Source organism: Streptomyces sp. NPDC004435 (assembly GCF_042873895.1).
GTDB lineage: Bacteria > Actinomycetota > Actinomycetes > Streptomycetales > Streptomycetaceae > Streptomyces.
The window spans coordinates 102391-127302 of the sequence record NZ_JBIAMB010000008.1; the positions used below are offsets into that span (position 1 = coordinate 102391).

The 24912-nt window shown below is 74.0% G+C and carries 25 protein-coding genes; 17 read left to right on the forward strand and 8 right to left on the reverse strand.

Going from position 1 to position 24912, the window contains the following annotated elements:
* Positions 1-14: 14 nt before the first annotated feature.
* Positions 15-872, forward strand: coding sequence for an RNA polymerase sigma factor SigF (locus tag ACFYT9_RS16350; protein WP_389164093.1), 858 nt, complete (start codon positions 15-17; stop codon positions 870-872).
* 46 nt (positions 873-918) lie between these two features.
* Here ACFYT9_RS16350 and ACFYT9_RS16355 read toward each other — a convergent pair whose 3' ends face one another.
* Positions 919-1839, reverse strand: coding sequence for an oxygenase MpaB family protein (locus tag ACFYT9_RS16355; protein WP_389164096.1), 921 nt, complete (start codon positions 1837-1839; stop codon positions 919-921).
* Between the two features lie 195 nt (positions 1840-2034).
* Here ACFYT9_RS16355 and ACFYT9_RS16360 point away from each other — a divergent pair, with 195 nt between their 5' ends.
* Positions 2035-4161, forward strand: coding sequence for a SpoIIE family protein phosphatase (locus tag ACFYT9_RS16360; protein WP_389164099.1), 2127 nt, complete (start codon positions 2035-2037; stop codon positions 4159-4161).
* A 25-nt stretch (positions 4162-4186) separates the two neighbouring features.
* On the opposite strand, the gene ACFYT9_RS16365 is transcribed toward ACFYT9_RS16360, so the two are convergent.
* Positions 4187-4867, reverse strand: a complete 681-nt coding sequence (locus ACFYT9_RS16365; protein ID WP_389164102.1) for a DUF4230 domain-containing protein — start codon at positions 4865-4867, stop codon at positions 4187-4189.
* A gap of 163 nt (positions 4868-5030) precedes the next feature.
* Between ACFYT9_RS16365 and ACFYT9_RS16370 the strand changes: the two genes are divergently transcribed.
* The 4 genes from ACFYT9_RS16370 (at position 5031) to ACFYT9_RS16385 (ending at position 8551) form a co-directional block, all read left to right on the forward strand.
* A complete protein-coding gene (locus ACFYT9_RS16370; RefSeq protein WP_389164104.1) occupies positions 5031-6179 on the forward strand; it encodes a YihY/virulence factor BrkB family protein in 1149 nt (382 codons plus the stop codon).
* Positions 6169-7176, forward strand: coding sequence for a glutathione S-transferase family protein (locus ACFYT9_RS16375; protein ID WP_389164107.1), 1008 nt, complete (start codon positions 6169-6171; stop codon positions 7174-7176). The genes ACFYT9_RS16370 and ACFYT9_RS16375 overlap by 11 nt, the downstream gene beginning before the upstream one ends.
* A 134-nt stretch (positions 7177-7310) precedes the next feature.
* Positions 7311-7583 (forward strand): GlsB/YeaQ/YmgE family stress response membrane protein, encoded by a 273-nt coding sequence (locus ACFYT9_RS16380; protein WP_376603434.1) that lies wholly within the window; start codon positions 7311-7313, stop codon positions 7581-7583.
* Positions 7584-7876: 293 nt separating this feature from the next.
* Positions 7877-8551, forward strand: coding sequence for a YoaK family protein (locus tag ACFYT9_RS16385; RefSeq protein WP_389164110.1), 675 nt, complete (start codon positions 7877-7879; stop codon positions 8549-8551).
* A 67-nt stretch (positions 8552-8618) separates the two neighbouring features.
* Here ACFYT9_RS16385 and ACFYT9_RS16390 read toward each other — a convergent pair whose 3' ends face one another.
* The gene (locus tag ACFYT9_RS16390) at positions 8619-9419 is read right to left on the reverse strand and encodes a HEAT repeat domain-containing protein (protein WP_389164113.1); all 801 of its coding nucleotides are present in this window, start codon (positions 9417-9419) and stop codon (positions 8619-8621) included.
* Between the two features lie 92 nt (positions 9420-9511).
* On the reverse strand, positions 9512-9979 hold the full coding sequence (locus ACFYT9_RS16395) for a DUF6194 family protein (protein ID WP_387277037.1): 468 nt from the start codon (positions 9977-9979) through the stop codon (positions 9512-9514).
* Positions 9980-10038: 59 nt separating this feature from the next.
* On the opposite strand from ACFYT9_RS16395, the gene ACFYT9_RS16400 reads away from it, so the two are divergent.
* Positions 10039-10791 (forward strand): MerR family transcriptional regulator, encoded by a 753-nt coding sequence (locus ACFYT9_RS16400; RefSeq protein ID WP_389164116.1) that lies wholly within the window; start codon positions 10039-10041, stop codon positions 10789-10791.
* A 26-nt stretch (positions 10792-10817) separates the two neighbouring features.
* Here ACFYT9_RS16400 and ACFYT9_RS16405 read toward each other — a convergent pair whose 3' ends face one another.
* Together ACFYT9_RS16405 and ACFYT9_RS16410 are read right to left on the reverse strand one after the other, a co-directional pair.
* Entirely contained in the window at positions 10818-12368 is a 1551-nt protein-coding gene (locus ACFYT9_RS16405) for an MFS transporter (RefSeq protein WP_389164637.1), read from the reverse strand.
* A 164-nt stretch (positions 12369-12532) separates the two neighbouring features.
* Positions 12533-13258, reverse strand: coding sequence for a TetR/AcrR family transcriptional regulator (locus ACFYT9_RS16410; RefSeq protein ID WP_389164119.1), 726 nt, complete (start codon positions 13256-13258; stop codon positions 12533-12535).
* Between the two features lie 116 nt (positions 13259-13374).
* On the opposite strand from ACFYT9_RS16410, the gene ACFYT9_RS16415 reads away from it, so the two are divergent.
* Positions 13375-14598 (forward strand): saccharopine dehydrogenase family protein, encoded by a 1224-nt coding sequence (locus tag ACFYT9_RS16415; RefSeq protein ID WP_376603223.1) that lies wholly within the window; start codon positions 13375-13377, stop codon positions 14596-14598.
* Positions 14599-14721: 123 nt separating this feature from the next.
* Here ACFYT9_RS16415 and ACFYT9_RS16420 read toward each other — a convergent pair whose 3' ends face one another.
* Both ACFYT9_RS16420 and ACFYT9_RS16425 read right to left on the reverse strand, forming a co-directional pair.
* Positions 14722-15216 carry an STAS domain-containing protein gene (locus tag ACFYT9_RS16420; protein WP_387277020.1) on the reverse strand — a complete coding sequence of 165 codons (495 nt, stop codon included), beginning with the start codon at positions 15214-15216 and terminating at the stop codon, positions 14722-14724.
* Between the two features lie 135 nt (positions 15217-15351).
* Positions 15352-16338 carry a LysR substrate-binding domain-containing protein gene (locus ACFYT9_RS16425; protein WP_376604953.1) on the reverse strand — a complete coding sequence of 329 codons (987 nt, stop codon included), beginning with the start codon at positions 16336-16338 and terminating at the stop codon, positions 15352-15354.
* Positions 16339-16516: 178 nt separating this feature from the next.
* On the opposite strand from ACFYT9_RS16425, the gene ACFYT9_RS16430 reads away from it, so the two are divergent.
* The 9 genes from ACFYT9_RS16430 (at position 16517) to kynU (ending at position 24900) form a co-directional block, all read left to right on the forward strand.
* A complete protein-coding gene (locus ACFYT9_RS16430) occupies positions 16517-17932 on the forward strand; it encodes a 2-hydroxymuconic semialdehyde dehydrogenase (protein WP_389164123.1) in 1416 nt (471 codons plus the stop codon).
* Positions 17929-18765, forward strand: a complete 837-nt coding sequence (locus tag ACFYT9_RS16435; RefSeq protein ID WP_389164126.1) for a 2-keto-4-pentenoate hydratase — start codon at positions 17929-17931, stop codon at positions 18763-18765. Before ACFYT9_RS16430 ends, ACFYT9_RS16435 begins: the two co-directional genes overlap by 4 nt.
* A 93-nt stretch (positions 18766-18858) precedes the next feature.
* Positions 18859-19626 (forward strand): 2-keto-4-pentenoate hydratase, encoded by a 768-nt coding sequence (locus ACFYT9_RS16440; RefSeq protein ID WP_389164129.1) that lies wholly within the window; start codon positions 18859-18861, stop codon positions 19624-19626.
* A complete protein-coding gene (locus ACFYT9_RS16445; protein WP_376603113.1) occupies positions 19623-20042 on the forward strand; it encodes a RidA family protein in 420 nt (139 codons plus the stop codon). Before ACFYT9_RS16440 ends, ACFYT9_RS16445 begins: the two co-directional genes overlap by 4 nt.
* The gene (locus tag ACFYT9_RS16450; protein ID WP_389164132.1) at positions 20039-20611 is read left to right on the forward strand and encodes a 3-hydroxyanthranilate 3,4-dioxygenase; all 573 of its coding nucleotides are present in this window, start codon (positions 20039-20041) and stop codon (positions 20609-20611) included. Before ACFYT9_RS16445 ends, ACFYT9_RS16450 begins: the two co-directional genes overlap by 4 nt.
* Positions 20608-21630 carry an amidohydrolase family protein gene (locus tag ACFYT9_RS16455; RefSeq protein WP_389164135.1) on the forward strand — a complete coding sequence of 341 codons (1023 nt, stop codon included), beginning with the start codon at positions 20608-20610 and terminating at the stop codon, positions 21628-21630. The genes ACFYT9_RS16450 and ACFYT9_RS16455 overlap by 4 nt, the downstream gene beginning before the upstream one ends.
* A complete protein-coding gene (locus ACFYT9_RS16460) occupies positions 21627-22541 on the forward strand; it encodes an acetaldehyde dehydrogenase (acetylating) (protein WP_389164137.1) in 915 nt (304 codons plus the stop codon). The genes ACFYT9_RS16455 and ACFYT9_RS16460 overlap by 4 nt, the downstream gene beginning before the upstream one ends.
* Complete coding sequence (dmpG, locus tag ACFYT9_RS16465) at positions 22538-23659, forward strand: 4-hydroxy-2-oxovalerate aldolase (protein WP_389164140.1); 1122 nt, start codon at positions 22538-22540, stop codon at positions 23657-23659. Before ACFYT9_RS16460 ends, dmpG begins: the two co-directional genes overlap by 4 nt.
* Positions 23656-24900 carry a kynureninase gene (gene kynU / locus ACFYT9_RS16470; protein WP_389164143.1) on the forward strand — a complete coding sequence of 415 codons (1245 nt, stop codon included), beginning with the start codon at positions 23656-23658 and terminating at the stop codon, positions 24898-24900. The genes dmpG and kynU overlap by 4 nt, the downstream gene beginning before the upstream one ends.
* Positions 24901-24912 lie beyond the last annotated feature (12 nt).

Consider the following 24912-nt stretch of genomic DNA (forward strand, 5'->3'; position numbering starts at 1 on the left):
GAGAGGGGATTGGTGTGTCGGTCACCACGATGGCGGGTGCTGGGGTCGAGGTCGGGGCGGGGGCGTTGCCGTGGATCCCGGACACGATGGCGGTGGCGCCGAAGGATGCTCGGGCTCTGTCGAAGGTGTTCTTCCGTGAGCTGGCGGTGCTGGAGGAGGGGACGCACGAGTACCAGTACGCGCGGAACACGCTGATCGAGATGAACATGAGTCTGGTGCGGTATGCGGCGGGGCGGTTCCGTCATCGTGCGGACGAGATGGAGGACATCGTCCAGGTGGGGATGATCGGTCTGATCAAGGCGATCGACCGGTTCGAGTTGTCGCGGGAGGTGGAGTTCACGACTTTCGCGGTTCCTTACATCGTGGGTGAGATCAAGCGGTTCTTCCGTGACACGTCGTGGGCGGTGCATGTGCCGCGGCGGCTTCAGGAGGCTCGGGTGGAGCTGGCGAAGGCGACGGAGGAGTTGAGTACGCGTCTGGGGCGGTTGCCGACGGTGAAGGAGCTGGCGGAGCTGATGAGTCTGACGGAGGAGGAGGTGACCGAGGCGCGGCTGGCGTCCAACGGTTACAACTCCTCCTCCCTGGACGCCGTGCTCGGTGGCGAGGACGAGGAGGGCGACGCGTCCCTGGCGGACTTCATCGGCGCCGAAGATCCCGCGATGGAGCTGGTGGACGACTTCCACTCGCTCGCCCCGCTGATCGCCGACCTGGACGAGCGCGACCGGCAGATCATCCACCTGCGATTCGTCGAGGAACTGACGCAGGCCGAGATCGGCGAACGCCTCGGCTGCTCCCAGATGCACGTCTCCCGCCTGCTGGCGCGGACGGTGAAGCGCCTGCGCACGGGCCTGCTGGGCGCGAGCGCCGGCTGATCCGGCCGAGGAACCGTCATCCGGCGCCCGGTCCACCGGGCACCCGTCACCTCCCGGGCGGGTCCGCCGGCCGCCGTCCCCCTTCGGCCGCCGTCGGCCGCCGGGTGGCGACGGGCGGCGCGGGCGTCGCCCAGCGGATCGCCGCCACGACGAGCCGGCCGCCCGGCCGTGCCACCGGCAGAAGGAGCCGGATGTGCACCGGCAGAACGACGAGCCGCCGCGCCCACGGCGGCAGGAGGTCGACCGCCGCTGCCGCGAGCAGGGCGTACGGGAGGCGGGCCGGCCAGGGCAGGGGTGGCGCGGCCAGCAGATAGCGTGCCGTCCCGGCCGCCTCGTCGGTGGTCCGCAGTTCGCCGCGTCTGCGCTCCAGCGCCTCCCCCAGCGCCGCCTCCGTCACCGGAGGGTCGGGGACCCCCAGGCGCCGCGCGACCGACGCCATGTCCGCGACGTAGCCGTCCCGGCGGGCGGCCGGCAGCGGGCCCTTCCCGTAGCACTGGTACGCCCGCAGGAAGCAGCAGGTCTCCGCCAGGTGCACCCAGGAGAGCAGCGCCGGATCGGAGGCCCGGTAGGCCGTTCCGTCGGTGGTCGTCCCGGTCACCCGCGCGTGTACGGCGCGTACCCGCCGCACCGCCCGCTCCGCGTCACCGGCCGTCCCGAAGGTCGTCTCCGCGAGGAAGGTACTGGTCCGCTGGAGCCGGCCCCAGGGATCGCCGCGGAAGCCGGAGTGCGCCCAGACGGCGGCCATGGCGACCGGATGCAGTGACTGCAGGAGAAGCGCGGCAAGGCCCCCGACGTACATCGAGGCGTCCCCGTGCACCACCCGCACCGGGCGGTCGGGGGCGAACCAGCGCGGGCCCGGGGTCCCGTGGATCCGGGCGCGCTTGCGGTGCGCCTCGGGGCCCGCCACCCGCCGCAACAGCGCGTCACCGGCCTTCGCGCGCACCCTGTCGATCCGTACCGTACGCATCGGCCTCGCCTCCTTCCACGGCTGCCCGCGGTCCACGGCCCGTATGCCCGGCATCCGAGCGTGCCCGACCGCGCGCGGCCCACGGCGCCCACGCCCCGCGCCGGCGCGTCCCCGCCCACCCGCGCGGACCGTGGAGACCCCTCGGCCCGAGCCGTGCCCCGGCCCTTCGGTCCGGAGAGGGCTACTGTCGATCGTATGAGTGCTGACGGCCTCGCGACCGGCGGGGAACTGTCCCTGGAGCAGGCGCTCAGCGCGACGGTGCAGCGCACGGGGGCGCTGGCGGCGGGCGTGTACCTGCTCTCGCCGGACCAGCCGATGCTGTGCCTGGCCGCCGTCTGCGGCATGCCGGTGCGCACGGTCGCGCCCTGGTGGAGGGTGGCGGTGTCGGCGGCCGGACCGCTCTCCGAGTCGGTGCGGGAGGACCACCTCGTATGGGTGGGGCGCCAGGAGGACATGGCACGCCTGTACCCGAACGCGGCGGCCGGGCTGCCGTACCAGTTCGCGCTCGCCTTCGCGCCTCTGCACGGGGCCCGCCGGTGGGGGGCGCTGGCACTCGTCTGGCCCAAGAGCCACCCGCCCTCGCTGACCCGGCGCGAACGCGGCGCCGTGCTGGCGAGCGCGAGCGGTGTCACCCGCATCCTGGACGAGGCGTCCGGCCTCTGGGACATCCCCGAAGAGCCGAGGGCCGTCCCGCTGCTCCACCCCGGCGCGGACCCCGCGCAGACCGGGCTCGCCGCCGACGACCTGCTGAGACGGCTGCCTCTCGGCGCCCTCGGCATGGACCTCCAGGGCCGCGTCACCTACGTCAACGACGCGGCAGCCCGGCTGCTCGGCCGCAGCGCCGACAGCCTCATGGGCACCCTGCCCTGGCAGACCGTCCCCTGGCTCGACTCGCCGGTGCACGAGGACCGGTACCGCACGGCCGTCCTCAGCCGCGAGCCGGTCGCCTACACGGCCGCGGGGCCGCCGGGCCGCCGGTACGACATCCGGCTCTACCCCGACGACAGCGGCATCAGCGCCTTCATCTCCCCCAGCCTCGGCGAGGAGTCCTCCGACGCCTCGCCCCCGCACGCCGCCACGACCACCCCGGAGGACGCGGGGGAGACGGTCGGCACGGGCCGGATCCACCAGCTGATGCACCTGTCCGCCGCCCTCAGCCAGACCGTCACCGTGTCCGACGTGATCGGCACCGTGGCCGATCTGATCCTGCCCGCCTTCGGGGCCCAGGGCCTGGTCGTCTCCGCCGCCGACGCTGGCCGGCTCAGGGTCATCGGGCACAGGGGCTACGACCCGAGGGCCGTGGCGCGCCTGGACGGGCTGCCGATCGACACGGAGGTCTCACCCGTCGGCCGCGTCCTGAACAGCGGCACGCCCGCCTTCTACGCCGACCCCGACGAGCTCACCCGCGCCCACCCCCGCGCTCCTCTGCACAGCGGCAAGCAGGCGTGGGCCTTCCTTCCCCTGGTGGTCTCCCAGCGCCGGGTGGGCTGCTGCGTCCTGTCGTACGACCACCCGCACCGCTTCGACGCCGGCGACCGTGCCGTACTGGTCTCCCTGGCCGGACTCATCGCGCAGGCCATGGACCGGGCGCTGCTGTACGACGCCAAGCACGACCTGGCCCACGGCCTCCAGCAGGCGCTCCTCCCGGTGACCCTGCCCCGCGTCCCCCGGCTCGCCGTCGCCGCCCGCTACCTCCCGGCCGCCCACGGCATCGACGTCGGCGGCGACTTCTACGACCTGATCCGCCTCGGCGACACGGCCGCCGCGGCGGTCATCGGCGACGTGCAGGGCCACAACATCAACGCCGCCGCCCTCATGGGCCAGGTCCGCACCGCCGTCCACGCCACCGCGGGCTCCCGGCCCGGCGACGTGCTGGCCCGCACCAACCGCGTGCTGATCGACCTGGAGACCGACCTGTTCGTGTCCTGCCTGTACCTGCACATCGACCTCGTGGAGCGACGGGTCCAGCTGGCCAGCGCGGGACACCTGCCTCCGCTGCTGCGCGGGCCCGCCTCCACCGGGCGGACCGCCCCGCTCGCCGTGGACCCCGGCCCGCTGCTCGGCATCGGACCGTGCACCGAGGCCGACTACCCCGTCACCGCCGCCGACCTTCCCGCGGGTTCCCTGCTCACGCTGTACACCGACGGCCTGGTGGAGAGCCCCGGCACGGACATCAGCGACTCCCTCGCCGACCTGGCCCACCAGCTCGACCGGGTGGGCGGCCGGCCCCTCGACCTGATCGCCGACACCCTCCTGAGGCACGCCGCGCCCCGGCACGGGCACACGGACGACATCGCGCTGTTCCTCCTGCGCAGCCGGTAGACGTCCCCCGGCGGGTCGTGAGCACTCACTCGTAGACGACGGTCACCCGCTCGAAGCCGAGGCCGAGAAGGAGCCCCTGGAGCATGGCCCTCGTGTTCCGCTCCGCCCGGGAGGTCAGGTCGGACGTGCGGGCGGCGTCGCCGATGCGCTGGGCGGCCAGGACGTGGACGGCCTGTTCGCTCGCGGGGTTGTCCGAGAAGAGGTCGCCCAGCCGGTCCAGCAGACCGCGCTGCTTGGAGACGGCGTACGAGTGCGCGGGGTCGAGCGAGGCATCGCCCAGTCGGGCGTGGGGCAGGCGGAGCGTGGCCTCGGTCCGGTCGGCGTCGACGCTGACCGCGTCGTCCCGGAGGGCGCCGAGGTCGACGTAGGCGCTGACACCGCCGGTCGCGACGTAGAGCGTGCGGGTGCCGCGGATCGCGTCCGGCAGGAACCGCGCGTCGTGCTCCAGGTCGACCACCACCTGATAGGTCCCGGCAGCGCCCTCGTACCGGCTCAGGTCCTGGACGGACTTCAGGACGGCGGGACCGGAGCGGTCCTTCACGTCGGTCCCGAAGACGTCCAGACCGGGGAGCCTGAGGAACTGGCCGACCACCATGAGGGCGACGGCGATCACGAGCAGGGCGACGGTGGCGAGGCGCCACCTCCCTCCGGGGCGCTTCCACGAACGGCGGTCCGGCGCGGGTCTGTTCTCGGTCTCTTCTCCCATGAGAGCCGGATGCCCGTGCCGCTGCCTCTCATGCCCAACTGCCGCGAGTCGGTGTGGCGTTGGGTCCGATGGGGCGAGTGTTCCGGAGGGGGCGCCCCAGTCCGGGCGGCGCCCGGGGGCGACCGTTCGCGTAGGACCTCGCCCGGCGGGTACACGGCGGGGCATGGCCGAGCGAAGCATCCACGAACGGCGGACACCGGTACGACCGGCACCCGAGACGCCCGACCCCGAGCCGCCCGACCCCGACGAGACCCGGGGCATCGGCGCGACGCGCGCAGAGGGCGCGACGAGCGAGACCGAGGCCGCCGGACCGGGCCCCGTCGTCGAGGCACGCGCCCCGGACTCGCCGGCCGGCCTCCCCCGAGCCTCCTGGGTCGCGGTCCTCAAGGGCGCGGCCGGCGAGTTCACCGAGGACGAGCTGATGGACCGGGCGGCGGCGCTGACGTACTACGGCGTGCTGTCGCTCTTCCCCGGACTGCTCGCCCTCGTGTCCCTGCTCGGGATCAGCGGGCGGCGCACGACCGACCGGGTGCTGGACAGCCTCGGCGGCCTGGCGCCGGGACCGGCCCGCGACGTCCTGGAGCAGACGCTGGCCTCCCTGCGGGAGAACGCGGCCACGGGCGCCACGATGGCCGTGGCCGGTCTCGCCGTGGCGCTGTGGTCGGCCTCCGGTTACGTCGGCGCCTTCATGCGCGCCGCCAACCGCGTCCACGACGTGCCCGAGGGCCGCCCCCTCTGGAAGCTCCTGCCGCTCCGCCTCGGCATGACGGCGGCGCTGATGGTGATGGCCGCCACCGGTGCCCTGGTGTTCGTGCTCAGCGGGGACGTGGCGCACCGGGCCGGCGACGCGCTGGGCGTCGGCGACACCGCCCTCGCGGTCTGGTCGGTGGCCAAGTGGCCCGCCCTGCTCCTGCTCGCCGTCGTGATGATCGCCCTGCTGTACTGGGGCAGCCCGAACGCGAAGGGCCGCGGCTGGCGTTGGGTCACCCCCGGCAGCGTGCTCGCCCTGCTGATCTGGGTGACGGCATCGGCGGGATTCGGCGTGTACGTCTCCACGTTCGCCTCGTACAACCGCGTCTACGGCACCATGGCAGGCGTCGTCGTGTTCCTCGTGTGGCTCTGGATCACCAACCTGGCCGTGCTGCTGGGCCTGGAGCTCGACGCCGAACTGCTGCGCCGGCGCGCGGTGGCGGGCGGCATGCCGCCGGACCGGGAACCGTACGTGGAACCGCGCGACACGCGCGCGTGGAGCGAGGAGGAGCGGCGCCGGGCCGGCCTGCCGCCCCGGAAGGAGCGAGACGATGACGGATGAGGGATCGTACGAGCGGGACCGCCACTACCTGACGACGAGGATCACGGCCGACGGGCGCGACGGCTACCCCGTGGAGCCGGGCCGCTACCGGCTGATCGTCGCGCGGGCGTGCCCGTGGGCGAACCGTGCCGTGATCGTGCGGCGGCTCATGGGGCTGGAGGAGGCGCTGCCGATGGGCATCGCCGGACCGGTCCACGACGAGCGCAGCTGGTCCTTCGACCTCGATCCGGGAGGCCGGGACCCGGTGCTCGGCATCAGGCGGCTGCGGGAGGCGTTCCTGCGGCGCGACCCCGGGTACGAGCGGGGGATCACCGTGCCGGCGATCGTCGACGTGCCCACCGGCCAGGTGGTCACCAACGACTTCGCCACCATCACCCTGGACCTGGGGAGCCAGTGGACGGAACACCAGCGCGCCGGCGCGCCGGACCTCCTCCCCGAGCGGCACCGCGAGGAGATCGAGTCCCTCTGCGAGGAGATCTACCAGGACGTCAACAACGGGGTGTACCGCTGCGGCTTCGCCGGCACGCAGGAGGCGTACGACACCGCGTACCGCCGGCTGTGGAACGCGCTCGACCGGCTGGAGGAACGGCTCTCCGGACGGCGCTATCTGGTCGGCGACACGCTCACCGAGGCCGACGTCCGGCTCTTCCCCACCCTCGCCCGCTTCGACGCCGTCTACCACGGCCACTTCAAGTGCAACCGGCGGAAGCTGACCGAGATGCCGGCGCTGTGGGCGTACGCCCGCGACCTCTTCCAGACCCCCGGCTTCGGCGACACGATCGACTTCGACCAGATCAAGGAGCACTACTACGTCGTCCACCGGGACATCAACCCGACCGGCATCGTGCCCCGCGGCCCCGACACCGGCGACTGGCTCACCCCGCACGGCCGGCAGTCCCTCGGCGGACGCCCCTTCGGCGACGGCACCCCGCCCGGCCCGCCGCCGCCCGCCGAACGCGTCCCGCCGCCCGGTGCAGCCGTGCCGCCGCCCGGCTGAGCGCCTGCCGCCCGGATGGGCGCCCGGTCGGCGCCGTCGTCAGGCCGCAGCCGCGAAATAGGGGGTTTGGCGGCGCCGGATCGGTACAGGCGGAGGCTACGACCCACTTGAGCCAAAGAATCTGGAGGCGCCCCATGGGCATCATCGCGTGGATCCTCATCGGCCTGCTGGCCGGAATGATCGCCAAGGCTCTCATGCCGGGCAAGGACCCCGGCGGCGTCATCGTCACCATCCTCATCGGCATCGCCGGCGGTCTGCTCGGCGGCTGGCTCGGCAAGGTGATACTCGGCGTCGACTCGATCGACGGCTTCTTCGACGTCTCGACCTGGATCGCGGCCATCGTCGGCTCGATGATCCTGCTGGCCCTCTACCGCCTCGTCACCGGCGGCCGCCGCCACCACGCCTGACCCCCGCCCAGATCGCCGGGCACCACGCGGAGGGGCCCTCCCGCAGCAGCGGGAGGGCCCCTCCGCGTCCCCGTCGGACCCGTCCTGTCGCGGCCCCCGCACCGGAGGCCGACCCCGCCACGCGGAGGGGACGAGGGGGCCCGTCGGGCGTGGGACGACCGATTTGCCTCCGGCCTCTGGTCCAGTGAGGAGGTGAAAGGGACGCGAGTCATCGGAGGGCGCGGAGCGCATCGCCCGGGGCACGGCCGCGCCGGCGGGCACCGGTGAGCGGGGGAGGGCCGGCCGCGCGGTTGATGTTCCCCGAGGGACACCGCTACGCGCGCTTCGTGCCGCTGCTGTTCGCGCTGACGTTCGTCAGCGGGCTGGTGGACGCGGCGAGCTTCCTCGGGCTGGGCCGGGTGTTCGTGGCCAACATGACCGGCAACGTGGTCTTCCTCGGGTTCGCCCTGTCGGGCGCGGCACAGCTGTCCGCGGCGGCCTCGGCGGTCGCCCTCCTGGGGTTCATCGCCGGTGCGTTCGCGGGCGGCGCGTGGCGGCGGGAGGAAGAACCGGCACGGATCGTCGCGCCGGTGGCCGCAATCCAGGCGCTGCTCCTCGCGGCGGCGCTCACGTGCCAGGCGGCCGGCTGGGGGCGGTACGCGGTCCTGGTGCCCCTGGCCTGCGGCATGGGCCTGCAGAACGCCCTCGTGCACCGTCTGGGGGTGCCGGATCTGACCACGACCGTGATGACCCGGACGCTGACCGGGCTGGCCGTGGACCGACCCGGAACCGCCACGATGCGGCGCGCGGTCTCGGTGGTCACGCTGGCGGCGGGGGCCTATACGGGAGGTCTTCTGCACGCCGGACTCGGCGTGGAGGGCGTCCTGGCCGTGGCCCTGGGCCTCGTGCTCACCGTCGTACTGGTGGCGCGCCGGCGCCGCGAAGAGCCCGCGGGCGGACGGGGAGGCCGCGACCGGGGCAGCCCGTGACCGCGTGCTGCCGAACGGGCGCGACCAGCGTCGGGGCGAGGACGACGGCCGAGAACGGGACCCCGGATCACAGCGGATCGCGGGCGGCCTCCACCGCGTCCCGTACGTCGGCGTCCGGGTCGTCGGCGAGGCCGTCGAGCAGCTCGCCGACCCCCGGGGTGGACCAGCCGGCGACCGCCCACACCAGGGCTTCCCGAACCCCGGGGTCGGGGTGGGCGGCGAGGCGGCTCAACCGGTCGAGCGGGCCGCGCCGGCGCATACCGAACCAGCGCAGGGTCTCGCGCAGCGCGACCGGGTCCCCGGGGTCGCCGGCTTCGACCCGGGCGAGCAGCACCCCGACGGGCGGCGGCGGACCGTCCAGCGGATGCGGCAGCCGCTCCCGCAGCCGCCGCGCCCCGTACCCGCCGCGCACACGGCACCCGAAGCAGGAGCAGGGGCGCGTACCGTGCGCGTCCGGCAGGTACCGCCAGCCCGCCACCTGCGGCGCCGCCCGGACCCGGTGCACCTCGCGCGGCCGGATCGCCCGGGGTACGAAGACCTCCCACCCGCGCGGGTCCTCCCGTTCCGCGATCCGGCGCACCGCCTCGGAAGCGGCGACTTCGGCCTGCCGGCCCCGCGCCCGGTCGGAGTACCGTCCGACCAGCACCTCCTGGGCGTCGTCGAGACGTATGTGGACGGCCACGAGCCCGCCCCTGCTGCCGAAACGGGCCAGTTCGCGCAGCCACTGGTGGGTGAGGGTGTACGAGGGCAGGACGGGGAAGCAGTAGACGCCCCGCGCGCCGCCCTGGCCGTGGCCGGCCGCCCGGATCCCGGACCGCCGGATGCGCGGCGCGTTCGCCGCCGAGGTCACATGCACGAACATCGCCATGACACGGAAGCGTAGGTGACCCGTGTCATGGCGGCGGGCGGCTCCGGCCCGGCGCGGGGACGGCCGCGCCGCGTGCGGTGACCGGGCGGGGCTCAGGCGGTTCCTGGTCCGTGGCGCCGGGCGGAGCGCGCGCGGGCGGCGCCGTGCGCGTCCCGAAGGAGCCCCAGGACCGTGTCCGTCGTGCGCTCGCCGGGATCGACGACGGACACCCAGCCGAGGGGGCCGTACACCGGGTGGGGCATCACCGTGTCAGCGGCCGCGTGGTCGCGGGGGCGGCCGAGGCTCCGTGGCTCCTCCCCGGTGAGCCGGCGGAACGTCGCACGGTCGACGCGGACGTTCACGCGCCAGCGGCCCGGGGGATCGAGGTCGGAAGCGGTGTCGCCGGGCTGGTCCCTGGTGACGATCGTCCCGTAGGGCTGGGTGTTCCCGGGGACCCGGCCGTCGGGGGCGTAGTAGAAGAAGGCGTCTCCCCACACCTGCTCGGGAAAGTCGCCCCCCGGTCCGGGGAGCAGGACGAGCGCGCCGTCGAGGTGACGCACGGCCGCGATGATCTGTTCCATGCTCGTGTGCATACTCATGGTTCAAGCATCAGCTTCGAGTGCTTCTGTGGGGTTGGCCGGTGGACGAGACCGCGAGCGGAGCCCGGCGAGGACCGCTGAGAACCGTCGATGTCGCCCGGGAGTCGGGCTACTCGCCGCAGCAGGTGCGCGACCTGGAGCGGCTGGGCGTCATCCCGCCGGCCGCCCGGGCGGGCAACGGCTACCGCTCCTACACGCCGGTTCACGTCCACGCCCTTCGCGCGTATCGAGGGCTCGCCGCAGCCGTGGGGCCCGTCGAGGCACGGCGGATGCTGACGGAGCTGCGGGCGGAGACGATCACGACGGCGGCCGCGGAGGTGGGCGCGGTGCACGTGCGGCTCGCCCGGGAACGGGACGAGACGCTGCGCGCCCAGCGGGCCCTGCGGGCGATCCAGGGGGAGACGGACCCGCCCGGGGCCGAGCGGGAGGGCGACGCGATGACGATCACGCAGTTGGCCGCGGCGCTCGGCGTGCGTGCCTCGACGCTCCGGTTCTGGGAGCAGGAAGGGCTCGTCGTCCCCGAGCGGGTGACGTCCCTGCGAGCACGTCGATACGGCCTTCCGGCGATCAGAGCGGCCCGGATCGTCGCGGCCCTCCGGGCCGCCGGCTACGGCATTCCCGAGGTACGCGACCTCGTGGCCGCCCTGGACCGGCTCGACGGCCCAGGAGAGACCGAGCACATCCTGCGGCGACGTCTCGACCAGATCGCCACGCGGACCGTGGCACTGCTGCGGGCTGGCGCGGACCTGGCAGCCGTCGTCACCGCCGCGGGGGAGGAGCCGACCGCCCGATAGACGTCCGCGATCGCCTCGTGCCGGACTCAGCCGGCCGGAGGGCGCTCCGCCGTCCCGGCCCCGCTCCCGGCATGCTCCGGCTGTTGCGCGCCGTGGCCGCCGGGGTGGCGCACGGCGAAGAGGTAGCCGACGGCGAGGGCGATGGCCATGCCGTAGAAGACCCACTGGTTGGCCTGGGCGAAGTCCGTCTGGATGGCCTGCATGGCGTCCCGTGTGGCCTCCGCCGCCTGGCCGCTTCCGGTGGGCGGGGTGGAGTCGCCGTGCCCGGAGACGGACTCGCTGATGCTGCGGGCGACGTCGTGCGCCACGTCGGAGGAGATCCCGCGGGCCCGCAGGGTGTCCACCACGTTCTCCGTCATGACCCGCGTCAGGATGGTGCCGAACACGGCCATGCCGACGCTCGCCGCGTAGTTGCGCACCGTCTGGGTGATGCCGGTGACCTCCCCGTACGACGGGCCGATGGCCCGGTTCACGGCGTCGGTGGAGGCGGGCGCGAGGATGAACCCGATGCCCGCTCCCGCCATGGCCGCGTAGGGCCACTGGTCGTGCATCGAGAGGTCGGTGAGCTTGTTCGCCCACAGGGCGAAGCCCACGGCGCCGACGACGCATCCGATCTTCAGAGCGGGGCGGGCGCCCTTCTTGTCGAGGATCCGGCCGCCCCACTGGGAGGCGAGGGCGAAGCCGGCGAAGAAGTACAGCAGGAACAGCGCCGCCTGGTTCGGCGAGGCGCTGAGGGACACCTGGGCGTACACGGAGGAGAAGAAGAACACCGGGACGAAGGCCAGCATCGCGAAGAACAGCACGGCCACGTCCATCGAGAACGCCTTGTCCTTGAACACCCTCAGATCGACCAGAGGATGCTCGACGCGCTGTTCGAACCGCACGAAGACGTACAGCACCGCGAGCCCGCCGAGGATGCACAGCCACGTCGCCGCGCTCGCCCAGCCCCACGACCACGCCTGCTGGAAGCCGAGGACGCTCAGGCCCATGCCGACGGCGATGAGCACGGCGCCCCGCCAGTCCAGGGTGCCACCGCGCCGCCGGTCGGCGATGTGGGCGAGCGCCGTCAGCACCAGCGCCACGATCGCCACGGGGACGTTGACCCAGAAGACGGCCCGCCAGGTCCACGAGGCCGTGAGCCAGCCGCCCAGCAGCGGCCCGATCGCGGTCAGCGCGCCGGAGATCCCGAAGAAGAGGGCGAGGGCGCGGCCGCGCCTCTCGACCGGGAACACGGCCACCACGACGGCCAGCGCGGCCGGGAACAGCAGGGCCGCGCCGAAGCCCTGGACGCCGCGGAAGACGATGAGCCAGGTCTGCGCGAAGTCCCCGGAGGGCACGCATCCGCACAGCACCGAGGCCACGACGAACACCAGGGTGCCGATCATGACCACGCGCCGGGGACCGTACAGGTCGGCGAGCCGGCCGCCCAGGGCGAAGAAGGCGGCGAGGGCCAGCAGATAGGCGTTCACGACCCACTGCATGCCCGAACTCGTGAGACCGAGCTCCCGGACGATGTCCGGGGCGGCGATGGAGACGATGGTCTGGTCGATGAAGGTCATCGCCACCGCGAACATCATCGCCGCGAGGGCCACGGTCTGGTTCGGAGCCCGCGGGGGACTCCCGGTCTCTGCTGCTCCGGGCCCCGAACCGGATGCCGGTTGGTTGCTCACCCTGACCAGTGTGATCCCGACCGGGGAGCTCCGCATCGCGTGGAGGTGGTGGGCGGGAGCGGAGCGGGCCGTCAAGCGGTGCCGGCGGCGCGGCTCCGTGAGGCCGTCAGCCGGGCCTCCGCCCGGTCCAGGAGGGTGTCCAGCACGATCGGATAGGCGCTGAGATTCATCCGGTCCGCCAGCAGACGCGAGGTGGCGGCGATGTGCGGATGGGTCTCGGAGGGGAGGCGGGCGTACGTGGAGGTCCACATGGACTCGTCGGCCTGCCTGGCGTCGTCCTTGACGGCCAGCGCACCCGCGTCGAGCGAGGCGAAGGCCAGCGCCAGGTCGATGAAGGCGTGGTACAGGCTCACGGCCTCCGTGTCACCGAACCCCACACCGCGCAGGATGCCCAGGATGGTCTCGTCCACCTCGATCTCCCGGGGACGGCCGGTGACGCGGCTGGCGGTCAGCAGAGCGGCCTGGGGGTGCGCGAGGTAGGAGGCGTGGATGGCCAGACCCAGCGCGCGCAGGTCGGGACGCCAGCTCCCGGTGGCCGTCCAGCTGTCCAGGGCCCGCCCCATCAGCTCCTCGCCGATGGCCCGGGTGAGCCCGTCGAGGCCGGCGAAGTAGCGGTACACCGTGCTGGGGTCCGCGCCGAGGGCGGCGCCGAGCCTTCGGGCGGTCAGCCCGGCAGTCCCGTGCTCGCGCAGCATCCGCAGCGCCGTCTCCACTATGTGCTTCTCCGACAGGACGGTGCCCTGCCGGGTCGGCCGCCGCCGTCGCCGTTCCGCCTCCGGAACCACCTTCTTCGGCATCCCTGCACCACCTCGTCACCCTTATGCCAACGCCGTAGACTTTAACCGCCGGGTTCGTGTTGCATCGAGGCGTTCCCGGGTTCTCGCCGGGACGATCTCGACGAATGGTGTGTGACATGCGTGTACTTCTCGTGGGTGCGGGCGGTGTCGGAACCGCCGTCACCCGCATCGCGGCCCGACGTGCCTTTCTCACCCACATGGTCGTGGCCGACTACGACCCGGCCCGCGCGGAGGCCGCCGTGGCCGCGCTGGACGACCGGGAGGGCCGCTTCAGCGCCCGCCGCGTGGACGCCTCCGACGAGTCGGCGGTCCGCCGGCTCCTGGAGGAGGAGAACTGCGACGTACTGCTGAACGCCACCGACCCCAGGTTCGTGATGCCCCTGTTCGAGGCGGCGCTCGCCGCGGGCACGCACTACGTCGACATGGCGATGTCGCTGTCCGTGCCGCACCCGACCGCGCCCTACGAGCAGTGCGGAGTCAAGCTCGGCGACGAGCAGTTCGCGCGCGCCGGGGCCTGGGAGAAGGCCGACCGCCTCGCCCTCGTCGGCATGGGCGTGGAGCCGGGCCTGTCGGACGTGTTCGCGCGGTACGCGGCGGACGAGCTCTTCGACGACATCGAGGAGCTCGGCGTCCGTGACGGCGCGAACCTCACGGTGGAGGGATACGACTTCGCGCCCTCCTTCAGCATCTGGACCACCATCGAGGAGTGCCTCAACCCGCCCGTCGTCTACGAGAAGGGGCGCGGCTGGTTCACCACGGCTCCCTTCAGCGAGCCGGAGGTCTTCGACTTCCCCGAGGGCATCGGCCCGGTGGAGTGCGTGAACGTCGAGCACGAGGAGGTCCTCCTCATGCCGCGCTGGGTGGACGCGCGCCGGGTCACCTTCAAGTACGGCCTCGGCGACGACTTCATCGCCAAACTGAAGACCCTCAGCGCCCTGGGGCTCGACTCGACGGCCAAGGTCACCGTGCCCGGGCCGGACGGCCCGGTCCAGGTCTCCCCGCGCGACGTGGTCGCCGCCTGCCTGCCCGACCCGGCCACGCTGGGCGACCGCATGAAGGGCAAGACCTGCGCGGGCACCTGGGTCAAGGGGACGAAGGACGGCGCGGCGCGGGAGGTGTACCTGTACCACGTCGTCGACAACGAGTGGTCGATGCGCGAGTACGGTTCCCAGGCCGTGGTCTGGCAGACCGCCCTGAACCCGGTGATCGCCCTGGAGCTGATCGCCGACGGCACGTGGAAGGCCGCCGGCGTCCTCGGCCCCGAGGCGCTGCCCGCCCGGCCGTTCCTCGACCTCCTCGGCGCGTACGGATCGCCCTGGGGCCTGCGCGAGGAGCGCTGACCCTGGGGCCGCCGCCGTCTGTGGCGGAGGGCGCCGACGGCGGGCAGGGAGAGGGTGGTGGGCGCGGGTGGTTTCCTCACCACCCGGCCCACCACCCTCTTCCCACAGGTCGCCGTGGACGGGCTAGCGGTCGCGGACGGTCCGGAATCCGGTCGGGGGGCTGACGGGTTGCGCCGGGGCGGAGCCCCGCGGTCGGCCGCGCGGGTGCTCGCGGACGGGGGAGACCGTCCACTCGGGCCGCGGCCTTCCGTACGCGGCGGCGCTCAGGAGGCGCTGGACGGCTCGGGAGCGGTTCGCCAGCCTGAGCCGCCGACCCTGCCGTGGCCACCAGTCCAGGACCTTGAGGAACGCGGAGTCGCAGAAGGTGACCTGGGCGGTGTCCAGGACGAGCCCGGTGCGGCCGTGGTCGGCCGCCGAGGCCAGCAGGGCGCGGAGCGGACTGACGCTCAGGTGATCGATCTCGCCGGCGAGATGGACGACCAGGGTGCTGCCGAGGGTGGTGCAGCCGACGACGACTATCTCGCCGGGCGCGGCGTCCGCGCCCGAGTCGTGCACGACGGGAGGGGCGGGAGTGTCGAGGAGAACGGTCAGTATCGGAGCTGTGCTTGCGGTACTCACATCCCCTCCAACGCCCTCCGCCCGGCGGCGGGCACGCTGCCGGGCGGCCGTTCACCCCAACTGACCAGCAGCGATCCCCGGAAAGAGGGAAAAGTGCGTCCGCTGGAATCCGCTGCGCGGCGGAGCCCGCGCGCCTCAGCGCCCTTCGCCCGCCGGCGCTCCCGGCAGTGAGGCGCGGAGCAGGGCCGCTTCCTCGTCGAGGTGGCGGAGCAGGGCTTCCAGGGCGGGGGTGCGGGTGCGGTGGGCGGCCTCGGTGACGCCCACCGTACGGCCGACGGAGGGGAGCTCGACGGGCAGGGCGGCGAGGTGTTCGTCGTCGCGGAGGACCAGCTCGGGCAGGAGCGCCACCATGTCCGTCTGGAGCAGCAGGGCCCGCATGGTCAGGATCGACGTGCACTCGACCCGGTCGACGGGGAGCGAGAGGCCCCGGTCGACGAAGAGGGCTGCCAGCTCCTGCCGCAGGGCGGTCTGCTCGACGGGCAGGATCCAGGGATGCCCGAGGGCTTCGGTGAGCGTGACCTCCGGCCGGCCGCCACCGCCGGGCCGTGCCGCGTCGAGGAGGGGGTGCCCGGCCCGTACCGCGAGCCGGATGGGCTCGCGGTAGAGCACGCGCTGGCGTACCCGCTCGCCCCCTTCGCCGTCGCCCGGAACGGCCCCCACCCGCCCGACGATGACGTCGAGTTCGCCGCCGAGCAGCGCGGGGTGGAGGACGTCCGGCGTGCCCTCCCGGACCACGACGGTCAGCCTGGGGCGCTCGCGCTTCAGCCGGGCGACGGCACGGGGGAGCAGCACGTTGGCCCCCGCGAGAAGGGTGCCCACGGTGACCGTGCCGTCCCGGCCCTGCCGCAGCCCCGTGAGGTGCTCCTCGGCACGCCGCACCTCGGCCACCACCGCGCGGGCGTGGCCGACGAGCGCCTCGCCGTAGACGGTGGGGAGCATGCCGCGCGGGACGCGGGTGAAGAGCGGCAGCTCGGCGACCGTCTCCAGCTCGCGCAGGGTGCGGGTCGCGGCGGGCTGGGTGAGGTGCAGCGATTCGGCGGCGCGGACGACGCTTCCGTGCTCGTACACCGCGATCAGCAGGGTCAGGTGCCGGAACTTCAGCCGGCCGTCCAGGAGATCCACGCCCAGGGCTCCTTCCGCGGGACAAACCCTCACCCCGCATACCGATTTCGCTATACCTCATGCATCGATCGGCATTGGATCGGCATAGCTGAGTGGGCGCACTATACCGACACGCCCCGGGGGCGAGTTTCGGACAGTCCCCGGCTCAGCAACGGAGGTCTGCAAGGTGAGTTCACCCGTGCGGCATTACGTAGGAGGCGGGTTCGACGCGTCCGGCGTGCCGTTCCCGCTCGTCGACCCGGTCACCGGGCGCGTCGTCGGCGAGGTGCCGGAGGCGAGCCGGGAGCTGGTCGACCGGGCGGTGGGCGCGGCCCGCGAGGCGCTGCGCGGGCCGTGGGCCGGCTGGAGCCCGGCGGAGCGGTCCCGACTCCTGCACCGGATCGCCGACGGCATCGAGCGGCGCTCGGAGGAGTTCACGACCGCCGAGTGCGCCGACACCGGCAAGCCCCGCGAGCTGGCCTCGACCGTCGACATCCCGCGCGCCGTCGCCAACTTCCGGGCCTACGCCGACCTCCTGACCGGCCGCCACGAGCACTCGTGGCACACCCCGACCCCCGACGGACGCGGCGCCCTCAACTACACGGTGCACAAGCCCCTGGGCGTCGTCGCGGTCATCTCCCCGTGGAACCTGCCGCTGTTGCTCCTCACCTGGAAGGTCGCACCGGCCCTGGCCACCGGCAACACCGTCGTCGCCAAGCCGTCCGAACTCACCCCCGGCACCGCATGCCTGCTCGCCGAGGTGATGGAGGAGGCGGAGGTCCCGGCGGGCGTCTTCAACCTCGTCCACGGCCGGGGCGCCGACGCCGCGGGCCAGTGGCTGACCGAGCACCCCGGCGTGGACGCGGTCGCCTTCACCGGCGAGTCCCGCACCGGATCCACGATCATGCGGGCGGCGGCGGCCCGGCTCGCCCCCGTCTCCTTCGAGCTCGGCGGGAAGAACGCCGGCCTCGTCTTCGCCGACGCGGACCTCGACGAGGCCGTGGCCGGCACGCTCCGCTCCTCCTTCACCCACAGCGGCCAGGTCTGCCTCTGCACCGAGCGCGTGTACGTGGAGCGGCCGGTCTTCGACGCGTTCGCCGCCGCCCTCGCCGCCGGGGCGAAGGAACTCACCGGCTACGGACCGATGATCTCCGCCGCCCACCGCGACAAGGTCCGCGGCCACCTCGCCCGCGCCGCCGCCGACGGGCAGGTGCTGGCCGGCGGAGGAGTCCCGTCCTTCGGGGACGCCCGCGACGGCGGCTTCTGGGTCGAACCCACCGTGCTCACCGGCCTCCCGGAGGACCACCCGGCGGTACGGGACGAGATCTTCGGCCCCGTCGTGCACCTGGCGCCCTTCGACACCGAGGCGGAGGCGCTCGCGCTCGCCAACGCCGGCCCGTACGGCCTCGCCGCCACCGTCTGGACCGGCGACGTGCGCCGGGCCCACCGGGTCGCCCCCGCCCTCGACGTCGGCATCGCGTGGGTCAACACCTGGAACCTGCGCGACCTGCGCACCCCCTTCGGCGGGGTGAAGGCGTCCGGCATCGGGCGCGAGGGCGGCGACCACTCGCTGGACTTCTTCTCCGAACCGATGAATGTGTGCGTGAAGCTGTGACGACGACCCACGAGGCCACCCCGCACGCGAGCGAGGCGGTGACGGCCGCCGCCGACCGCCTCGACCGCGCCCGGCGCACCGGCGTCCCCTGCGACCCGGTACGCGACCTTCTGCCGCCCGGGGACCTCGACGCCGCCTACGCCGTCCAGGCCCTCCTCACCGGGCGCCGGCTCGCCGGGGGCCGCCGGACCACCGGCTGGAAGGTCGGCCTCACCTCGCCGGCCGTCCAGCGCCAGCTCGGCGTCGGCACACCCGACTTCGGCGCCCTCCTCGACGACACCGCCGTCCCCGACGGCGAGGAGCTGCCCTGGGGCGCGGTCCTCCAGCCGAAGGCGGAGGCCGAGGTGGCGCTCGTCCTGGAGCACGACCTCCTCCACGAGCGGCACACCGTCGCCGACGTGATCCGCGCGACCGCCTTCGCGCTGCCCGCCGTCGAGATCGTCGGCAGTCGCGTCCGCGACTGGGACATCACGGCCGTCGACACCGTCGCCGACAACGCCTCCAGCGGCGCGTACGTCCTCGGCACCCGCCCGGTCCTCCTGCGCGACCTCGACCTGCGGACCGCAGGCATGGTCCTGGAACGCCGCGGCGAACCCGTCTCGACCGGCGCGGGCGTCGCCTGCCTCGGCAACCCGCTGCACGCCGCCGTCTGGCTCGCCGACACCCTCGTCCGCCTCGGCCGGCCGCTGCGCGCCGGGGACACCGTCCTCACCGGGGCGCTCGGCCCCATGGCCGAAGTGGCCCCCGGCGACGTCCTGGAGGCCCGCATCGACGGACTCGGCACGGTCCGCGCGGCCTTCGGCCGGGCGGCCGCCGAGGCCGGCGCCCGATGAACCCCACCGCCCCCCGACGCAGGCGCCCGATGAACCCCACCGCCCCCGAAGGACGCGCCCGATGAACCCCTCCCACTCGCAAGGAGGCGCCCGATGAATTCCACCGCCCTCGCCGAACGCCTCGACGCCGCCGCCCGCGACGCCCGCCCCCTCCCCGGCGGCACCACCGGCCTCACCGACGCCGACACCGACGCCGCCTACGCCGTTCAGCGGGCCCTGGTCGCCCTCCGCCTCTCCCGCGGCGAACGACCCACCGGCGTCAAACTCGGCTTCACCAGCCTCGCGAAGATGCGCCAGATGGGCGTCGCCGACCTGATCCACGGACGGCTCACCGACCGCATGGAGGTCCCGGACGGCGGACGCCTCGACACCTCCGGCCTCATCCACCCGCGCGTCGAACCCGAGCTCGCCTTCCTGCTCGGCGCGGAACTGGCCCCCGGCGGCGACCCGGCCGCCGCCGTCGCCGGCGTCGCCCCCGCCCTGGAGGTCATCGACTCCCGCTACGACGGCTTCCGCTTCTCGCTGCCCGAGGTCATCGCCGACAACACCTCCGCCGCCGCGTACGCCACCGGCCCCTGGACCCGGCCCGAAGCCCTCGGCGGTCCGCGCGCCCTCGCCAACCTCGGCGTCGTCCTCGAACTCGACGGCCGCCCCGCCGAGACCGGCTCCACCGCAGCCATCCTCGGCGACCCGCTGCGCGCCCTCGCCGCCGCGGCACGGCTCGCCGGCCCGCTCCCCGCCGGGACGGTCGTCCTCGCCGGAGCGGCGACCGCCGCCGTACCGCTGCCGCCCGGCGCCCACGTGCGGGCCACCGTCGCCCGGCTCGGCGCGGTCCGCCTCACCACCGAGGAGGCCAGGTGATCGTCCCCGGCGCGGCCCCGCCGCGCGGCCGCTTCCCGCACCTGAGGCGCGCGGGCGACCTGGTCTTCGTCTCCGGCACCAGCTCCCGCCGCCCCGACGGCACCTTCGCCGGTGCGAGCGCCGACCCGATGGGCGTCACCGACCTCGACATCCGGGTCCAGACCCGGGCCGTCCTCGACACCGTCGACGGCCTCCTCGCCGCCGCCGGCGGAAGCCTCCGCGACCTCGTGTCGATCACCGCCTACCTCGTCAGCATGAACGACTTCGGCGGCTACAACGAGGTCTACGGCGAGTACTTCGACGAGACCGGACCCACCCGGACGACCGTCGCCGTCCACCAGCTGCCCCACCCCCACCTGCTGATCGAGATCAGCGCGGTGGCCCACCTCCCGCACGACAAGGACACGCACCGATGAACCTCAGACCGTTCAACCTCCAGGCGTGGATCGAGGAGCACCGCCACCTGCTGAAGCCGCCCGTCGGCAACGTGCAGATCTGGCAGGACGCCGACCTGATGGTGACGGTCGTCGGCGGCCCCAACCGCCGTACCGACTTCCACGACGACCCCATCGAGGAGTTCTTCTACCAGCTCAAGGGCGACATGGTGCTCCGCGTCATGGAGGAGGAGGGCAGGCCGCCGCGCGACCTCCACATCCGCGAGGGCGACGTCTTCCTCGCCCCCGCCCACCTCCGGCACTCCCCGCAGCGCCCCGAGGAGGACAGCATCGGCCTCGTCGTCGAGTTCGCCCGCCCCCAGGGCCACCGCGACGCCTTCGAGTGGTACTGCGTCGAGTGCCACCACCTCGTGCACCGCAGCGAGGTCCAGCTCACCTCCATCGTCGACGACCTGCCGCCCGTCTTCAGCGCCTTCTACGCCGACGAGGCCGCCCGCACCTGCGGCCACTGCGGAGCCCTCCACCCCGGCAAGGACTGGCCCGGGGAACTCCGCCCCCGCACCCGCCGCGACGGGGCGGACGGCGCATGACCGTCGTCGACATCCACGCCCACGTCTTCCCCGAGATCGGCCGCGCCGAGGCCCGCCGCATCACCGGCAGCGACGACGCGCCCTGGCTGCGCACCACCGACGGCCCCGACGCCGGGATGATGATGGCCGGCACCGCCGAGTACCGCCCGGTGCGCCGCACTCTGTGGGACCCGGCCGAACGCGTCGCCGACCTCGACCGGCTCGGCGTCGACGTCCAGGTGCTCTCCAGCACCCCGCTGCTCTTCGGCTACGGACTCGAACCCGCCCGGGCCGCCGACTGGTGCCGCACCGTCAACGCCCACCTCCTGGCGTACGCCGCCCACGCCCCCGACCGGCTCGCCCCGCTCTGCCAGGTGCCCCTCCAGGACACCGAGGCCGCCTGCGAGACGGTCACCGAGGCGATGCGCCAGGGCTTCCACGGCGTCCACATCGGCAACCACCTCGGCGACCGCGACCTCGACGACGGCGCGCTCGTGGAGTTCCTGGCGCACTGCGCCCACGAGGACGCGGCCGTCCTCGTCCACCCGTGGGACCTGCCCTCCGGGCCCCGGTACTCCCGGTACATGCTGGCCTGGCTGGCCGGCATGGCCGGCGAGACCCACCTGACGATCCTCTCGCTGATCCTCTCCGGCGCCTTCGAACGCCTCCCGGCCTCGCTGCGGCTGCTCTTCGCGCACGGCGGCGGCAGCTTCCCGTACCTGCTCGGCCGGGCCGACAACGCCTGGCACCGCCGCGACCTCGTCCGCGCCGACAGCCCCCTGCCGCCGTCCGCGTACACCGACCGCTTCTCCGTCGACTCCGCCGTCTTCGACCCGGGCGCGCTGCGGCTCCTGGTCGACGTGATGGGCGCGGAGCGGGTCCTCCTCGGCTCCGACCACCCCTTCCCGCTCGGCGAGGAGGCCATCGGGCGGCTCGTCCGCGAGAGCGACCTCACCCCCGAGGAGCGGGCCTCCGTCCTCGGCGGCAACGCCGTCCGCTTCTTCGGACTGACCCCCAGGCTCAAGGAGGCCGCGCGGTGAAGGCAGCCGTCATCGGATCGGGCAACATCGGCACCGATCTCCTCATCAAGATCATCCGGGGTGAGGGGCACGTCACCGCCGCCGCCATGGCCGGCATCGACCCCGACTCGGAAGGACTCGCCCGGGCCCGCAGACTCGGCGTCCCCACCACGGCCGACGGCGTCGCCGGACTCATCGCCCTGGACGGCTTCGACGAGATCGACGTCGTCTTCGACGCCACCTCCGCCGCCGCCCACCACCGCAACGCCGCCGCCCTCGCCCCCTACGGCAAGACGCTCGTCGACCTCACCCCGGCCGCCATCGGCCCCTACGTCGTCCCGCCGGTCAACCTCGACCAGCACCTCGGCGAGACGAACGTCAACATGGTCACCTGCGGCGGCCAGGCCACCGTCCCGATCGTCGCTGCCGTCTCCGCCGTCACCCCCGTCCACTACGCGGAGATCGTCGCCTCCATCGCCTCCCGCTCCGCCGGACCCGGCACCCGCGCCAACATCGACGAGTTCACCGAGACCACCTCCCGCGCCCTCGAAGAGGTCGGCGGCGCCGCCCGGGGCAAGGCGATCATCGTCCTCAACCCGGCCGAACCCCCGCTGCTCATGCGGGACACCGTCCACTGCCTCGTCGGCGACGCCGACACCGACCGCGTCACCGCCTCCGTGCACGCCATGGCCGCCTCCGTCGCCGCCTACGTCCCCGGCTACCGGCTCAAGCAGGAACCCCAGTTCCGCACGCTCCCCGCCGACGACCCGCTCGTCCGCCTCGGCTCCGGGGCGCGGCTCCTCGTCTCCGTCTACCTGGAGGTCGAGGGCGCCGCCCACCACCTCCCCGCCTACGCCGGAAACCTCGACATCATGACCGCCGCCGCGCTGCGCACCGCCGAGCGCCTGGCCGAACGGAGCCGGAACCGATGAACCGGGTCTACCTCCAGGACGTCACCCTCCGGGACGGCATGCACGCCGTCTCCCACCGCTACACCCTCGACCAGGTCAGGGCCATCGCCGCCACCCTGGAGGCGGCCGGCGTCGACGCCGTCGAGGTCGCCCACGGCGACGGCCTCGCCGGCTCCTCCGTCACCTACGGGCCCGGCGCCCACACCGACTGGGAGTGGCTGGAGGCCGCCGCCGGCGTCCTCGACCGGGCCCGCCTCACCACCCTGCTGCTGCCCGGCATCGGCACCGCCCACGACCTGCGCCGCGCCCACGCCCTCGGCGTCACCTCGATCCGGATCGCCACCCACTGCACCGAGGCCGACATCTCCGCCCAGCACATCGGGCTCGCCCGCGAACTCGGCATGGACGTCTCCGGCTTCCTGATGATGTCCCACCTCGCCCCGCCCGCCGAACTCGCCGCCCAGGCGCGCCTGATGGAGTCGTACGGCGCCCACTGCGTGTACGTCACCGACTCCGGCGGCCGGCTCACCATGGACGGCGTCCGCGACCGGGTCCGCGCCTACCGCGACGTCCTCGACCCGGCCACCGAGATCGGCATCCACGCCCACCACAACCTCGGCCTGGGCGTCGCCAACAGCATCGTCGCCGTCGAGGCCGGCGCCCACCGCGTCGACGCCTCCCTCGCCGGCCAGGGCGCCGGCGCCGGCAACGCGCCCCTCGAACCCGTCGTCGCCGTCCTCGACCTCATGGGCATCGCGCACGGCTGCGACCTCTTCCCCCTGATGGACGCGGCCGAGGAACTCGTCCGCCCCACCCAGGACCGGCCCGTCCGCGTCGACCGGGAGACCCTCACCCTCGGCTACGCCGGGGTGTACTCCAGCTTCCTGCGACACGCCGAGACCACCGCCGCCCGCCACGGCCTCGACACCCGCGACCTGCTCGTCGAGGCGGGCCGCCGCCGCCTCGTCGGCGGCCAGGAGGACCTCCTGACGGACATCGCCCTCGACCTCACCCGCCACGCCGAAGCCCCCGGAAGCCCCGAAGCCCCCGTCCCCGGAGCCCTCGTTCCCGGAGCCCTCGTTCCCGGAGCCCTCGTTCCCGACGCCCCCGCCCCCGCCGTCCCCGGAGCACCCGCATGACGCACGAACTCACCGCCCGCGCCGCCGCCCTGGACGCCGCCGACCCGCTCGCCGCCGTCCGGGACCGCTTCCTCCTCCCCGAGGACGTCGTCTACCTCGACGGCAACTCCCTCGGCGCCCTGCCCGCCGCCGTCCCCGCAGCCGTCGAGGACGCCGTCCACCGCCAATGGGGCACCGACCTCATCCGCTCCTGGAACGCCAATGGCTGGTGGGACGCCCCCGTCCGCACTGGCGACGCCGTCGGCCGCCTGATCGGCGCCGCCCCCGGCCAGGTCGTCGCCGGTGACTCCACCAGCGTCCAGCTCTTCAACACCCTCCTCGCCGCCGCCCGGCTCCGCCCCGGCCGCCGCCTCCTCCTCACCGACCCCGACCACTTCCCGACCGACCAGTACATCGCCGACTCCGTCGGCCGGCTCCTCGGCCTCGACGTGCGCCGCGTCCCGGCCCGCGACGCCGCCGACGTGCTCGCCGCCGAGTCCGGGAACGTCGCCGTCGCCGCGTACGCCCCCGTCGACTACCGCACCGGCGAGCTCCACGACATGGCCGCCCTCACCGCCGCCGCCCACGCCGCCGGCGCCCTCGTCCACTGGGACCTGTGCCACGCGGCCGGCGCCCTGCCCGTCGAACTCGACGCGATCGAGGCCGACTTCGCCGTCGGCTGCGGCTACAAGTACCTGTCGGGCGGACCGGGCGCCCCGGCCTTCGCGTACGTCGCCCGCCGCCACCAGGACACGTTCGACCACCCCCTCACCGGCTGGCACGGACACGCCGAACCGTTCGCCATGGCCGGCACCTACACACCCGCCCCGGACATCACCCGGGCCCGCGTCGGCACCCCCGCCCTCCTCTCCCTGCTCGCCCTGGAGGCCGCGCTCACCGCCTTCGACGGCGTCGAGATGAAGACCGTCCGGGACAAGAGCCTCTCCCTCACCGGCTTCTTCCAGGAGTGCGCCGACTCGCTCCTCGACGGCCTCGGCTTCACCCCGGCCACCCCGCGCGACCCCGACCGGCGCGGCAGCCAGGTCGCGCTGCGCCACCCCGAGGCGTACCCCCTCGTCGCCGCGCTCACCGCCCGGGGCGTCATCGGCGACATGCGCGCCCCCGACCTCCTGCGCTTCGGCTTCAACGCCCTGTACGTCACCCACGCGGACGTCCTGCGCGCGGTCCGCGAGCTCCGCGACATCGCGGTCACCGGCGCCCACCGCGCCCCCGCGTTCCAGTCCCGCCCGACCGTCACCTGACCCCCGCCCCCG

What these genes read in the sequence shown, in the direction of transcription:
- ACFYT9_RS16355 (WP_389164096.1), bottom strand. Translation starts at nt 1,839, where the DNA reads ATGCGTACGGTACGGATCGACAGGGTGCGCGCGAAGGCCGGTGACGCG.
- ACFYT9_RS16360 (WP_389164099.1), top strand. Translation starts at nt 2,035, where the DNA reads ATGAGTGCTGACGGCCTCGCGACCGGCGGGGAACTGTCCCTGGAGCAG.
- ACFYT9_RS16365 (WP_389164102.1), bottom strand. Translation starts at nt 4,867, where the DNA reads ATGGGAGAAGAGACCGAGAACAGACCCGCGCCGGACCGCCGTTCGTGG.
- ACFYT9_RS16370 (WP_389164104.1), top strand. Translation starts at nt 5,031, where the DNA reads ATGGCCGAGCGAAGCATCCACGAACGGCGGACACCGGTACGACCGGCA.
- ACFYT9_RS16375 (WP_389164107.1), top strand. Translation starts at nt 6,169, where the DNA reads ATGACGGATGAGGGATCGTACGAGCGGGACCGCCACTACCTGACGACG.
- ACFYT9_RS16380 (WP_376603434.1), top strand. Translation starts at nt 7,311, where the DNA reads ATGGGCATCATCGCGTGGATCCTCATCGGCCTGCTGGCCGGAATGATC.
- ACFYT9_RS16385 (WP_389164110.1), top strand. Translation starts at nt 7,877, where the DNA reads ATGTTCCCCGAGGGACACCGCTACGCGCGCTTCGTGCCGCTGCTGTTC.
- ACFYT9_RS16390 (WP_389164113.1), bottom strand. Translation starts at nt 9,419, where the DNA reads ATGGCGATGTTCGTGCATGTGACCTCGGCGGCGAACGCGCCGCGCATC.
- ACFYT9_RS16395 (WP_387277037.1), bottom strand. Translation starts at nt 9,979, where the DNA reads ATGGAACAGATCATCGCGGCCGTGCGTCACCTCGACGGCGCGCTCGTC.
- ACFYT9_RS16405 (WP_389164637.1), bottom strand. Translation starts at nt 12,368, where the DNA reads ATGATGTTCGCGGTGGCGATGACCTTCATCGACCAGACCATCGTCTCC.
- ACFYT9_RS16410 (WP_389164119.1), bottom strand. Translation starts at nt 13,258, where the DNA reads ATGCCGAAGAAGGTGGTTCCGGAGGCGGAACGGCGACGGCGGCGGCCG.
- ACFYT9_RS16415 (WP_376603223.1), top strand. Translation starts at nt 13,375, where the DNA reads ATGCGTGTACTTCTCGTGGGTGCGGGCGGTGTCGGAACCGCCGTCACC.
- ACFYT9_RS16440 (WP_389164129.1), top strand. Translation starts at nt 18,859, where the DNA reads ATGAATTCCACCGCCCTCGCCGAACGCCTCGACGCCGCCGCCCGCGAC.
- ACFYT9_RS16450 (WP_389164132.1), top strand. Translation starts at nt 20,039, where the DNA reads ATGAACCTCAGACCGTTCAACCTCCAGGCGTGGATCGAGGAGCACCGC.
- ACFYT9_RS16455 (WP_389164135.1), top strand. Translation starts at nt 20,608, where the DNA reads ATGACCGTCGTCGACATCCACGCCCACGTCTTCCCCGAGATCGGCCGC.
- dmpG (WP_389164140.1), top strand. Translation starts at nt 22,538, where the DNA reads ATGAACCGGGTCTACCTCCAGGACGTCACCCTCCGGGACGGCATGCAC.
- kynU (WP_389164143.1), top strand. Translation starts at nt 23,656, where the DNA reads ATGACGCACGAACTCACCGCCCGCGCCGCCGCCCTGGACGCCGCCGAC.